The sequence below is a fragment of the Nocardioides sp. AX2bis genome (genome assembly GCF_902506435.1).
Taxonomy (GTDB): Bacteria; Actinomycetota; Actinomycetes; order Propionibacteriales; family Nocardioidaceae; genus Nocardioides.
Genome location: NZ_LR733215.1, coordinates 881,350 through 893,539 on the forward strand (window position 1 = coordinate 881,350; position 12,190 = coordinate 893,539).

10 protein-coding genes are annotated in these 12,190 nt (G+C 73.7%); 6 read left to right on the forward strand and 4 right to left on the reverse strand.

Features of this window, described 5'->3' with window-relative positions:
- From GV155_RS04290 to GV155_RS04305, 4 genes are all read left to right on the forward strand, one after another.
- A complete protein-coding gene (locus GV155_RS04290; RefSeq protein ID WP_201300048.1) occupies positions 1-1,119 on the forward strand; it encodes a dipeptide epimerase in 1,119 nt (372 codons plus the stop codon).
- Positions 1,120-1,121: 2 nt separating this feature from the next.
- Entirely contained in the window at positions 1,122-1,754 is a 633-nt protein-coding gene (locus GV155_RS04295) for a C40 family peptidase (RefSeq protein ID WP_160005557.1), read from the forward strand.
- A gap of 178 nt (positions 1,755-1,932) precedes the next feature.
- Positions 1,933-3,558 carry a succinic semialdehyde dehydrogenase gene (locus GV155_RS04300; protein WP_160005559.1) on the forward strand — a complete coding sequence of 542 codons (1,626 nt, stop codon included), beginning with the start codon at positions 1,933-1,935 and terminating at the stop codon, positions 3,556-3,558.
- Positions 3,559-3,577: 19 nt separating this feature from the next.
- The gene (locus GV155_RS04305; protein WP_160005561.1) at positions 3,578-5,308 is read left to right on the forward strand and encodes a GMC oxidoreductase; all 1,731 of its coding nucleotides are present in this window, start codon (positions 3,578-3,580) and stop codon (positions 5,306-5,308) included.
- A 42-nt stretch (positions 5,309-5,350) separates the two neighbouring features.
- On the opposite strand, the gene GV155_RS04310 is transcribed toward GV155_RS04305, so the two are convergent.
- Together GV155_RS04310 and GV155_RS04315 are read right to left on the reverse strand one after the other, a co-directional pair.
- On the reverse strand, positions 5,351-7,039 hold the full coding sequence (locus tag GV155_RS04310) for a class I SAM-dependent methyltransferase (RefSeq protein WP_160005563.1): 1,689 nt from the start codon (positions 7,037-7,039) through the stop codon (positions 5,351-5,353).
- Between the two features lie 186 nt (positions 7,040-7,225).
- The gene (locus GV155_RS04315) at positions 7,226-7,678 is read right to left on the reverse strand and encodes a hypothetical protein (RefSeq protein ID WP_160005565.1); all 453 of its coding nucleotides are present in this window, start codon (positions 7,676-7,678) and stop codon (positions 7,226-7,228) included.
- Positions 7,679-7,979: 301 nt separating this feature from the next.
- Between GV155_RS04315 and guaA the strand changes: the two genes are divergently transcribed.
- The gene (gene guaA, locus GV155_RS04320; RefSeq protein ID WP_160005567.1) at positions 7,980-9,563 is read left to right on the forward strand and encodes a glutamine-hydrolyzing GMP synthase; all 1,584 of its coding nucleotides are present in this window, start codon (positions 7,980-7,982) and stop codon (positions 9,561-9,563) included.
- Positions 9,564-9,808: 245 nt separating this feature from the next.
- On the opposite strand, the gene GV155_RS04325 is transcribed toward guaA, so the two are convergent.
- The gene (locus GV155_RS04325) at positions 9,809-10,210 is read right to left on the reverse strand and encodes a cyclic nucleotide-binding domain-containing protein (RefSeq protein WP_160005569.1); all 402 of its coding nucleotides are present in this window, start codon (positions 10,208-10,210) and stop codon (positions 9,809-9,811) included.
- Positions 10,211-10,245: 35 nt separating this feature from the next.
- Complete coding sequence (locus GV155_RS04330) at positions 10,246-10,671, reverse strand: DUF5709 domain-containing protein (protein WP_160005571.1); 426 nt, start codon at positions 10,669-10,671, stop codon at positions 10,246-10,248.
- A 107-nt stretch (positions 10,672-10,778) separates the two neighbouring features.
- On the opposite strand from GV155_RS04330, the gene xylB reads away from it, so the two are divergent.
- Positions 10,779-12,179: a xylulokinase gene (gene xylB, locus GV155_RS04335; RefSeq protein WP_160005573.1), complete on the forward strand. Its 1,401-nt coding sequence runs from the start codon at positions 10,779-10,781 to the stop codon at positions 12,177-12,179.
- Positions 12,180-12,190 lie beyond the last annotated feature (11 nt).

Consider the following 12,190-nt stretch of genomic DNA (forward strand, 5'->3'; position numbering starts at 1 on the left):
GTGAGCAGCTCCCGCGTGGTCGAGGTGCGCGCAGCGGCCGTCTCGGCGCCCCTGCACACCCCGTTCGTGACCGCGGTGCGGCGCACCACCACGGTCGACACGGTCGTGGTCACCGTGACCGACGACGACGGCGTCACCGGCTGGGGCGAGGCCCCGCAGGCGTGGCGCATCACCGGCGACTCCCTGGCCGGCACCACCGCCTGCGTCGAGGGCCCCGTCCGCGACGCGCTGGTCGGGGGACCCGCCGACCCCCGCGAGGCCTGGCCGCGGCTGGACGGCTGCGCGACGGGCAACGCCGGCGCCAAGATGGCGGTCGACACCGCCCTGCACGACCTCGCGGCGCGACGGGCCGGCGTACCCCTGGCCGTCCACCTCGCGGCCCACCTGGGCGTCGGGGCGGCCCCGGCGCCGGACCTGCGGGTGCCGACCGACGTGACGCTGGCGGCGGGGGAGCCCGCGGCCCTGGCCGCGGCGGCCCGGGACCGGGTGGCCGACGGCTTCACCGTGCTCAAGGTGAAGGTCGGGACGCACGCCGCCACCGACGTGGACCGGGTCCGCGCCGTCCGCGCGGCCGTCGGCGACGGGGTCGAGCTCCGCCTCGACGCCAACCAGGGCTGGGACGCCCACAGCGCGGTCCGCGTGGTGCGCGAGCTCGAGGACGCCGGGCTCGGCGTGACCCTGGTCGAGCAGCCCGTGCCCGCCCGGGACCACCTCGGGCTGGCCCACGTCCGCGCCCACGTCGACACCCCGGTGATGGCCGACGAGTCGCTGGTCGACCTGGAGGACCTGGTCTCCCTGGTCCGCCTCGGCGCCTGCGACGCCGTCAACGTCAAGCTCGCCAAGTGCGGCGGGCTGACCCCGGCGGCAGCGCTGCTGGAGGTGGCCGCGCGGCACGGGCTGGGCACGATGGTCGGCTCGATGATGGAGTCGTCCCTGGGCGTCGGGGCCGCCGGGTCGTTGGTGGCGGCCCTCGGCACGACGTGGGGCGCCGACCTCGACGCGGCCTGGTGGGCGGCGTCCTCGCCGTACGTCGGCGGGCCCTCCTACCAGGGTCCGGTGCTGGTCCTGCCCGACGCCCCCGGTCTGGGTGTGACGGGCCTGGCCCTGCCAGGATCCTGAGCATGCCGACGGTCGCCCGCACCCTCTGCCCGGTCCGCCGCACCCCTGACGCCGAGGGGGAGCAGGTGACGCAGCTGCTGCCCGGTGAGCCGGTCGAGGTCCTCGAGTCCCTGGACGACTGGGCCCGGGTGGTCGCGCCGTGGCAGCCGTCGTCCCTGGACCCGGCCGGCTATCCCGGCTGGGTGCTCGCGGCCCACCTCGGCGACGGCCACGAGGGCGACGGGCACCCGGGCCCCGTCGGGGCCGGTGGGGCCGCCGGGGCCGCGCTGGTGGCGGCCGCGGCGACGTACCTCGACACGCCCTACCTCTGGGGCGGGCTGAGCGCCGACGGCATCGACTGCTCCGGGCTGGTGCACCGGGTGGCCCGGGCCGCCGGGCTGCGCGTGCCGCGCGACGCCTCCGACCAGGGCGACGTCCTCGAGCCGGTCGACCTCGACGCCGTGCAGGTCGGTGACCTCTACCTCTTCGCCCGTCCGGAGCGACGCGTCCACCACGTCGGCTTCGTCGCCGCCCCGGCCCCGGCCCGCCGGATCCTGCACGCCCCCGACAGCGGCCCCGTGCGGCGCGTGGTCGAGGAGGACCTGTCGCCGGAGCGGCTGGCCACCCTGGTCGGCGCGGTCCGCCTGCCCAGATGACGCTCGCGGACAGCCGAGATGACGCTCGCGGACAGCCCAGGTGACGCTCGCGGCGCCTCGAGATGACGGTCGCGGACAGCGCGTCGCGGACCGGTTGACAAAAGAAGTCGACGTGTCCAGGACCACGGTGGTTACCGAAGGGTAGATACGGACCCCGGGCTCGGCATACTCTCGGTACATGAACGGTCAGAACCCCGCCGCGACCCCTGGTGACCCCGCCGTCGACGGCCCGCACGACCCGGAGCACGACCCGACCGCGTCCTACGCGCTCGAGCCCGACTACACCGAGGCGCTGACGAGGCGGGTGCTGGCCACGAGCGGTCGTACGGCGGCGGTCCACTCGCCGCTCGACGGCGCACCGCTCGCGCACGTCCCGCAGTCCAGCGACGAGGACGTGACCGAGGCGTTCCGGCGGGCGAGGGTGGCCCAGGAGCAGTGGGCACGCACCCCGCTCGAGCAGCGGTCCGAGGCGATGATGCGCCTGCACGACCTCATCCTGGACCGTCAGGAGGAGATCCTCGACCTGATCGTCCGTGAGTCCGGCAAGGCCCGCAAGCACGCCTTCGACGAGCCGCTGCACGTGGCGCTGACCGCCCGCTACTACGCCCGCACCGCCCGCCGGCACCTGCGCCCGCGCCGGGCCAGCGGCGTCGTGCCCGTGCTGACCCGGGTCGGGGTGAACCAGGTGCCCAAGGGCGTCGTCGGGATCATCTCGCCCTGGAACTACCCGTTCACGATGGCGCTCTGCGACGGGCTCCCCGCGCTGATGGCCGGCAACGCGGTGGTCTCCAAGCCCGACTCCCAGACCATGCTGAGCGCGCTCCTCGGGCTCGAGCTGCTCGAGCAGGCCGGCTTCCCCCGGGACCTGTGGCAGGTCGTCGCCGGCAAGGGGTCCGAGGTCGGCACCGCGATCATCGACCGCGCCGACTACGTCTGCTTCACCGGGTCGACGGCCACCGGCCGTACGGTCGCGCGGCGCTGCGCCGAGCGGCTGATCGGCTGCTCGCTCGAGCTCGGCGGCAAGAACCCGATGCTGGTCCTGCGCGACGCCGACCTCGAGAAGGCCGCCGAGGGCGCCGTGCGTGCCTCGTTCTCCAACGCCGGCCAGCTGTGCGTGGCGATGGAGCGGATGTTCGTCTCCGACCAGGTCTACGACCGGTTCGTGGAGCGCTTCGTGGCCCGCACCAAGGCCATGACGCTGGGCGCCTCGATGGACTGGGGCAACGACATGGGCTCGCTGATCTCGGCCGAGCAGCTCGCGACCGTGGTCGCGCACGTCGACGACGCCGTCGCCAAGGGCGCCACCGTCCTGACCGGCGGTCGGCCCCGCCCGGACCTCGGGCCCTACATGTACGAGCCGACCATCCTCGAGGGCGTCACGCCGGAGATGACCTGCTTCGGCGACGAGACCTTCGGCCCTGTCATCGCGCTGTACCGCTTCCACGACGAGGCCGACGCCGTGGCCCGCGCGAACGCCGGCGGTTACGGCCTGAACGCCTCGATCTACAGCCAGGACGGCGCCCGCGCCCGGCAGCTGGCCTCGGAGATCCGGTGCGGGACGGTGAACGTCAACGAGGCGTTCGCGGCCACCTTCGCCTCGATCGACGCGCCGATGGGCGGCATGCACCAGTCCGGCATGGGCCGCCGCCAGGGTGCCGAGGGCGTCCACCGCTTCACCGAGACCCAGGCCGTCGCCACCCAGCGGCTGCTGCGCTTCGCGCCCCAGCTCGGGATGTCCGACGAGACCTATGCCGCCGCGATGACGCTGAACCTGCGCCTGCTGAAGAAGCTGGGACGGGCCTGAGATGACCAGGAGGACCGCCATGGGGACCGGTACGCGTCGCGCTTTCGACTACGACGTGCTGGTGGTCGGCTCCGGGTTCGGGGGCTCGGTGACCGCGCTGCGGCTGACCGAGAAGGGCTACCGCGTCGGGGTGATCGAGGCCGGCCCGCGCTTCGAGGACGACGACTTCGCCGAGACGTCGTGGGACGTCAAGAAGTACCTGTTCCGCCCCGAGGTCGGCTGCTACGGCATCCAGCGGATCGACGCGCTGGCCGACTGCATGATCGTCTCCGGCGCAGGTGTCGGCGGCGGCTCGCTGGTCTACGCCAACACGCTCTACGAGCCGCTCCAGCCGTTCTTCGAGGACCCGCAGTGGTCCCACATCACCGACTGGCGCGCCGAGCTCGCCCCGTTCTACGACCAGGCCAAGCGGATGCTCGGCGTGGTCGACAACCCGATGCGCACCCCCGCCGACGAGGTCATGGAGAAGGTCGCCAGCGAGATGGGCGTGGCCGAGACCTTCCACCCCACCCCGGTCGGCGTGTTCTTCGCCGGTCCGGACGAGGAGCAGGGCCAGGAGGTCGCCGACCCGTACTTCGGTGGTGTCGGGCCTGCCCGCAACAGCTGCATCGGCTGCGGTTCCTGCATGAGCGGGTGCCGACACAACGCCAAGAACACCCTGGTCAAGAACTACCTCTACCTCGCCGAGCAGCACGGCGCGACGGTGATGCCGCTGACCACCGTCACCCGGGTCGCCCCGCGCGACGGCGGCGGCTACGACGTCGACGTCCGCTACACCAAGGCGAAGCTGCCCAGCAGGGGCGCCCGTCGTACCCTCACCGCCGAGCAGGTCGTCTTCTCCGCCTCCGCGCTGGGCACCCAGCGGCTGCTGCACCGGATGCGCGACGAGGGCCACCTCCCGCGGATCTCCTCGCGGCTCGGCCAGCTCTCGCGCACCAACTCCGAGTCGATCCTCGGTGCCATCGCACCGGACACCGAGATCGACTACAGCCAGGGCATCGCGATCACCTCGAGCTTCCACCCCGACGCCGACACCCACGTCGAGCCCTGCCGGTACGGCCCGGGCAGCAACTTCATGTCGCTGATGCAGACGGTCCTGACCGACGGTGACGGTCCTCTGCCGCGGTGGCGCACCTGGATCAACGAGGTGTGGCGCCAGCGGTCGACCCTGCGCGACCTCTACGACCTGCAGCACTGGTCCGAGCGCACCGTCATCGCGCTGGTCATGCAGAGCCTGGACAACTCGATCACGACCTACACCAAGCGGATCCCCGGCACCCGCAAGCGCTACATGACCTCCAAGCAGGGTCACGGCGTGCCGAACCCGACCTGGATCCCGGTCGGCAACACCGCCGTACGCCTGATGGCCAAGGTGATGGGCGGCGTCGCCGGCGGGTCGATCGGCGAGCCGTTCAACCGGCCGCTGACCGCGCACTTCATCGGCGGCTGCACGATCGGCGACTCCGCCGAGACCGGTGTCATCGATCCCTACCAGCGGATGTACGGCCACCCCGGCCTGCACGTCGTCGACGGCTCCGCGGTGACCGCCAACCTCGGGGTCAACCCGTCGCTGACCATCACCGCGCAGGCCGAGCGGGCCGTGTCGCTGTGGCCCAACAAGGGCGAAACGGACCTGCGCCCGGGCCTGGGCGGGGAGTACGTCCGGCTCGACCCGGTCGCTCCCCGGTCCCCGGTCGTGCCCCACGACGCCCCGGGGGCGCTGAGGCTGCCCATCGTCGGGGTGTCCTGACGACGTCGTGACGGCGTCCTGCCGGCGTCGTCGCCCGTGCTGCTACGTGCGGCGGGCGACGACGCGGTAGAGCACGGGGTCCTCGCCCTGGTACGGCGACAACCCGGTGCCCTCCTCCTCGTGCAGGAGGGCGAAGCCGTGCCGCTCGCTCAGCCGGCGCCCGAACGCCGGGCCGTCCTGGAAGCGCCGGTAGTGCTGCCCGTGCACCTTGGTGACGGCCTTGTCGCCCTCGGTGCGGAACTCCGCGGCGAGGACGTCGCCGGGCCGGGCGACGGCGCTGATGGTCCGGACCAGGCCGGCCTGGACGTTCCTCGGGATCGAGTGCAGGAAGAAGCGCAGGTAGAACATCACGGGGTCGTCGCCGGCCCCGGCGACGGCTCGTCCGAGGACCTCGCCGAGGTGCTCGGTCTCCGAGACGTCGCAGACCTCGAAGCGGACCCGGTCGGTGAGCCCGAGGGTGGCGGCCCGCCCGGAGGCGTGCTCGACGCCGACGGGGGACTGGTCGAGACCGACCACGTGCCGCCCCGCGCTGCCGAACGCGCACGCATCCCGCCCGTCGCCGCACCCGATGTCGACCACGGTGCCGGGGGTGTCGGAGCGCGCGTCCATGAAGGCCGCGAACGTGGAGCCGCTGGTGTAGCGGTTGCGGGCGTAGAAGTCCGCCCAGTAGACCTTCGACTGGTGGGCCTTGGTGAGCTTGGCCTCGGCGGAGAGCCGGGTGCGCTCGCGCGGCCAGTGGAACCCGGGCTTGGGCTGGCGCCAGTCGGGGCCGTAGAGGCACTCGACGACCTGCTCGGCGTTCACCGGCACCAGCCCGCGGCCGGCCGGCCAGTCGATCTCGCGCACGCCCTGCCAGTCGCGGCGGTGGATCGTCGAGGTGCCGGCCACCCCGAACGGGAAGCACAGCTCCCCGGCCTCGTCGAAGTAGGTGTGGAAGAGGTCGATGTGGAGGTCGGGGTCGGCCGGGTCGCTGATGTGCAGGTGCGGGGGGAGCGCCGTGACCGACAGACCCTCCCCGATCAGGGTCAGCGAGACGTCGACCAGCTCACCCGCTGCGCCGTCGGGGTCCGTCGCCGAGGTGACGAACGCGGCGTCGAAGTCGACGTCGTGGCCGATGTAGGTCCCCTCCCGGACCGCGCCGAGGAGCGTGCCGTAGGTGAAGAAGACGTCGTGGCCGTGCTTCTCACGCAGGATCGTGCGGGTGCGGGTGTAGAGGTCGAGGACCTTGCGCTGCCACTCCAGGTCGAGCTGCTTGCTGGCCTGGAGCCGCCCCTTCTGCGAGAACACGCTGCCCTCGGCGAGCCGGCGGCGGACGTCGTCGACCGAGCGCCGTCCGGCCGACGGCGGGGACAGGTGCAGCCCGTGGCCCGTGATGGGGAGACGGGACCCGCCGATCTGGACGGAGACCTCGGTGTTCGGGTCGCAGAAGCGCCACAGGTCGGCGAGGCGGAAGCGGAACCACCGCACCTCCTCCCCGGAGTTGCGGAGCACGTGGCCCGGTCCGAGGAGGTGGCGGCCCGGCCCGCGGGCACGTCGACGGCCTCCGCCCGACGCCTCGTCCGCCGTCGACGCCGGAGCGTCGCCCTCGGGGGTGGGGTCGTCGGGGTCGTCGGGGTCGGTCGTGGCGTAGGTCGCGGTGACCTCGAGGTCGTCGAGGTGCAGCGTCACGCGGGTCGGAGGGGCGTCCGCGGGGACGGAGACCCACCCTCGCACCGCCTTCTGGGAGAACATCTCGACGATGCCGACGACGGGTACGCCGTCATCGCTCCGCGGCTCTGTCGACCTGGTCTGGCTCACTCGCTGCCCCGCACTCCCGCTGTGGTCCCGGCGTGTGTGGCCGGGCGTCCTCCTGGACGTAGCAAGCAGGTTAACCGCGGGTGAACGTGGTCGTCGGGACGGTGGGGTCCGGGGCGCGTCTCAGCCGGTCAGGGCGGCGAGCAGCTCCGCCTTCGGCTTGTTCGACATCCCGGTGAGCCCGCGCTCCCGCGCCTCGGCGCGGAGCCGGGCGACGGTCCAGGAGGCGTCCGGGGCGTCGGCGGGGCTGTCGGCCGGGCCGGTGGTGGCGCTGGTGGTGGGGGCGCTCGTGGTGGGGGTGCCACCGGACGGCGCGGTCGCAGACCGCTTCGCCAGCTTCTTCTCGAGCTTGGCCGTCTTCTTCTCCGCCGCCGCGGCCGCGGCCCGGGCGTCCTTCGCCTCGCCCTTCCACCCGGCGGCCTTGGTCGCGGCGCGCTCCAGGCGGGCCTCGAGCGTCGCGACGGCGGCCTCGAGCCGCTCGACCTCCCTGTCCTGCTTGGTGGGCTTGGCGGACTTGGTGGGCTTGGCGGTCTTCGAGCCCTTGGAGCTCTTTGCGGACTTCTTCTTCGTGGCCATGGCGGCCTCCTCGTGCTGGTCGGGCCCCCATCATGCCCGCGACCGGCGGTCCAGACCGCCGCGCGCCGGCGGCGTGACCCGGGCGGGCCGACCTCGTTGAGGCCGTCGTACCCCGGTGTCACACCGCTCCCTCCGGCACCATCGACGCCGGGTACGCCCCGGGGCCCTCGTGGCACCGGGAGGCGCAGGGCCCGGCCGTACCTCCCTCCCCGGCCGGGCCCGCCCGCGTCCGCGGCCGATACGATGACGGCTCCGTCGGACCCCGTCGGACCGCAGTGACCCGCACGTCGAGAGGGCCCGGATGACGCACGCGACCGACCACGACCTGGTGCTGGTGGTGGACTACGGGGCGCAGTACGCGCAGCTGATCGCCCGCCGCGTGCGCGAGGCGAAGGTCTACTCCGAGATCGTGCCCCACACGATGCCGGTCGAGGAGATGCTGGCCCGCAACCCGAAGGCGGTCATCCTCTCCGGCGGCCCGTCCTCGGTCTACGAGCCGGGCGCGCCGCAGCTCGACGGTGCCCTGGTCGACGGCCGGGTGCCGGTGTTCGGGATCTGCTACGGCTTCATGGCCATGGCCGCCGCGCTCGGCGGGACCGTCTCGCGCACCGGCCAGCGCGAGTACGGGCGTACGCAGGTCTCGGTGCTCGAGCCCGGCACCCTGCTCCAGGGCGTGCCGGACGAGCTCGTCTCCTGGATGTCGCACGGTGACGAGGTGACGATCGCCCCCGAGGGCTTCACCGTCAACGCGCGCTCGCCGCGCGCCACCGTCGCGGCCTTCGAGGACGTCGAGCGCAAGATCGCCGGGGTGCAGTGGCACCCCGAGGTGATGCACTCCGAGCACGGCCAGGCCGTCCTGGAGCACTTCCTGCACGACATCGCGGGCTGCCGGCCGACCTGGACGATGGTCAACATCGTCGAGGAGCAGGTCGCGGCGATCACCGCGCAGATCGGCGACCGGGGCAAGGCGATCTGCGGCCTCTCCGGCGGCGTCGACTCCGCCGTGGCCGCCGCGCTCGTGCAGCGTGCCATCGGGGACCGCCTGACCTGCGTCTACGTCGACCACGGGCTGATGCGACAGGGCGAGACCGAGCAGATCGAGCGCGACTTCGTCGCCGCGACCGGCGCCGACCTGGTCGTCGTCGACGCCGAGGAACGCTTCCTCACAGCGCTGGCCGGCGTCAGCGACCCCGAGGAGAAGCGCAAGATCATCGGTCGCGAGTTCATCCGCGTCTTCGAGGCCGCCGAGGCCGACATCCTCGGCGACGCCGTGACCGGCGAGGACGCCGACACCGTCGCCTTCCTCGTCCAGGGCACGCTCTACCCCGACGTGGTCGAGTCCGGCGGGGGAGCCGGCACCTCGACGATCAAGAGCCACCACAACGTCGGCGGCCTGCCCGACGACCTGCGCTTCGAGCTCGTCGAGCCGCTGCGCACGCTGTTCAAGGACGAGGTGCGCCTGGTCGGCGAGCAGCTCGGCCTGCCCGCCGACCTCGTCTGGCGCCACCCGTTCCCCGGCCCCGGGCTCGGCATCCGGATCGTCGGCGAGGTCACCCGGCACCGCCTCGACGTCCTCCGCGCCGCCGACGCCATCGCCCGCGAGGAGCTCACGGCCGCCGGTCTCGACCGCGACATCTGGCAGTTCCCGGTCGTCCTGCTCGGCGACGTCCGCTCGGTCGGTGTCCAGGGCGACGGCCGGACGTACGGCCACCCGATCGTGCTGCGGCCGGTCACCAGCGAGGACGCGATGACCGCCGACTGGGCACGCCTGCCCTACGACGTGCTGGAAAGGATCTCGACCCGCATCACCAACGAGGTCGACGAGGTCAACCGGGTGGCGCTGGACATCACCAGCAAGCCGCCGGGGACGATCGAGTGGGAGTGAGGCGGGCGCCCTGACCTCCGGGACGGGACGGGTCGCCCGGCGTACGGGGTCGTGTGCCTGTGCACGGTCCGGGGACCGTGCTGGGGCACACGACTCGCCCGGCGGTCACCACGCCGGTCGGTGACCGGCCCGGCGACGACCACCGCCGCGGTGGCGATCGTGTCCGCAAGCGTCACCTCGAGGCGCCGCGAGCGTCACCTCGGCTGTCCGCGAGCGTCATCTCGGCTGGTGGCGACGTGGCCCGGTCAGTCGTCGTGCGCGGCGGCGGTGGCCTCGAGGGCCCTGCCGAACGCCGGGATCTCCTCGGCGAGCCGGGAGAGGTCCTCGTTGGTGAAGTGCACGACCTCGAGCTCGGAGGTCGAGACCACCGCGGCGGTGCGCAGCTTCTTCTGCAGCACGCCGATCTCGCCGATCAGGTCGCCCGCGCCGACGGTGGCCACGACCGTGCCCTGGCGGCGCACCTCGGCGGTGCCGGCGAGCAGGACGTAGGCCTTGTCGGCCGGCGTGGTCTCCGCCATCAGCGACCACTGCGCGGGCAGGTGCACCAGACGTCCGGCCTTGGCCACCTTCTCCAGCTCACGCTTGGAGAGGTCGGCGAACCGCGGCACGCGGGTCAGTCGGGCGGTGACGTCGTCGCTCTTGGCCATGACCGGATCCTAGGAGACTCCGAGGGTGAGCGGAGTCAGATCGGCTCGTCGTCCTCGGGGACGACGTGGACCGCCGCCTCCTCGGCGCCGGCAGCGGCGCCGTCGATGCCGGCGTCGTCACCGACCATCGCCTGCTCGAGGTCCGCGCCGCCACCCTGGTCGGGGTCGACCAGGCGGCCCGCGCGCTCGTCGCCGACCTCGCCGTCGTCGAGGTCGTTGACGTCCTCGGCGGCGGCCGCGTCGTACGGGTCCGCCTCGGGCTCCTCCTGCTCGAGGCGCTCCTCGAAGGACTCGCCCTCGAGCACCTCGGCGGTGGTCGTGCCGTGCTTCATGTTGCCCGAGAGCTTCTCGGGAGGGGAGTAGCCGCGGTCGAGCTCGTCCTCGACGTCGCCCTCCGACCCGGCGAGGGCGTCCTCGCGGGAGAGCTGGTCGCCGGCGTAGATGTCTCCGTCTTGGCTCATGCCCGCCACGGTACGCACCGCGCTGGTGCTCCGGGAGGGTGAGTGGGCGGCACCTCGGGGCCCGAGGTCCCTTGACTTAAGTACGAGAGTCGTACTTAATAGGGGCTGTGACGCTCGTCATGGGGATCGACTCCTCCACCCAGTCCACCAAGGCCGTGCTCGTCGACGCCGCCGACGGCCGTGTCGTCGACGCGCGCTCCGCCCCGCACCCGGTCGGCACCGAGGTCGACCCGCGGGCCTGGCTCGCCGCCGTCGACCGGGCCACCGACGGCCTGCTCGACCTGGCCGACGCCGTCGCGGTGGGGGGCCAGCAGCACGGCATGGTCGCCCTCGACGAGGACGGGGAGCCGGTCCGCGACGCGCTGCTCTGGAACGACACCCGCTCCGCCGGCACCGCCGCCGACCTCGTCGCCGAGATGGGCGGGCCCCAGGCCTGCGCCGACGCCGTCGGCAGCGTCATGGTCGCCTCCTTCACCGCCGCGAAGCTGCGGTGGCTGCGCGACCACGAGCCCGAGGCCGCCGCCCGCGTACGTCGGGTGCTGCTGCCCCACGACTACGTCTCGCTCCACCTCGCGGCGGCCGGCACCGAGCCCTTCACCGACCGCGGCGACGCCTCGGGCACCGGCTACCTCGACACCGCCGCCGGCACCTGGCGCCCCGACCTGGCCGCGGCCGCGCTCGGCCACGAGGTCGACCTGCCCCGCCTCGTCGCCCCGGGCACTGCCGCCGGCACCACGCGTACCGGCGCCCTCCTCGCCGGCGGCACCGGCGACAACATGGCCGCGGCCCTCGGGATGGGCCTCGAGGTCGGCGACGTGCTGGTCTCCCTCGGCACCTCCGGCGTCGCCTCCTGCATCAGCGCGACCCCGGTCGCCGACGGCAGCGGCGTCGTCACCGGCTTCGCGGACGCGGCCGGCGGCTTCCTGCCGATGGTCACCACGATGAACGCCGCCCGGATCCTCGACCTGCAGGCGGCCTGGCTCGGCGTCGACCACGACGAGCTCGGGCGCATGGCGCTGTCGTCGGTCCCCGGCGCCGGAGGCGTGACGCTCTCGCCGTACTACGGCGGCGAGCGGTCCCCGAACCGCCCGGCCGCCACCGGCACCTGGACCGGCCTGCGCGACACCACCACCCGCGCCGACCTGGCCCGGGCCGCCGTCGAGGCGCTGCTGTGCTCCCTGGCCGAGGCCGTCGAGCGGCTGGTCGCCGAGACCGGCCGGCAGCCCGCCCGCGTCCTGATGGTGGGCGGCGCCACCCGCAACCCCGCCGTCCAGGCGCTGGCCCCGGCGCTGCTCGGCCACGACGTCTCGCTGCCGCCGACGGGGGAGTACGTCGCCCTCGGCGCCGCACGTCAGGCCGCCTGGGCCCTCGCCGGCACCGACGCCCCGCCGGCCTGGCCGGCCGGACCGACCACCGTCCTGACCGCCGACGACGCCGCGCGCTCCGCGGCCCCGGCGGTGCGGGCGGCCTACGCCGACCTGCGCGAGCGCACCGCCCCCTGGTCCTGACCGACCACCCC

Coding starts and splice junctions, on each gene's coding strand:
- guaA (WP_160005567.1), top strand. CDS start 7,980: ATGACGCACGCGACCGACCACGACCTGGTGCTGGTGGTGGACTACGGG.
- GV155_RS04315 (WP_160005565.1), bottom strand. CDS start 7,678: ATGGCCACGAAGAAGAAGTCCGCAAAGAGCTCCAAGGGCTCGAAGACC.
- GV155_RS04295 (WP_160005557.1), top strand. CDS start 1,122: ATGCCGACGGTCGCCCGCACCCTCTGCCCGGTCCGCCGCACCCCTGAC.
- GV155_RS04330 (WP_160005571.1), bottom strand. CDS start 10,671: ATGAGCCAAGACGGAGACATCTACGCCGGCGACCAGCTCTCCCGCGAG.
- GV155_RS04310 (WP_160005563.1), bottom strand. CDS start 7,039: ATGTTCTCCCAGAAGGCGGTGCGAGGGTGGGTCTCCGTCCCCGCGGAC.
- GV155_RS04300 (WP_160005559.1), top strand. CDS start 1,933: ATGAACGGTCAGAACCCCGCCGCGACCCCTGGTGACCCCGCCGTCGAC.
- GV155_RS04325 (WP_160005569.1), bottom strand. CDS start 10,210: ATGGCCAAGAGCGACGACGTCACCGCCCGACTGACCCGCGTGCCGCGG.
- GV155_RS04305 (WP_160005561.1), top strand. CDS start 3,578: ATGGGGACCGGTACGCGTCGCGCTTTCGACTACGACGTGCTGGTGGTC.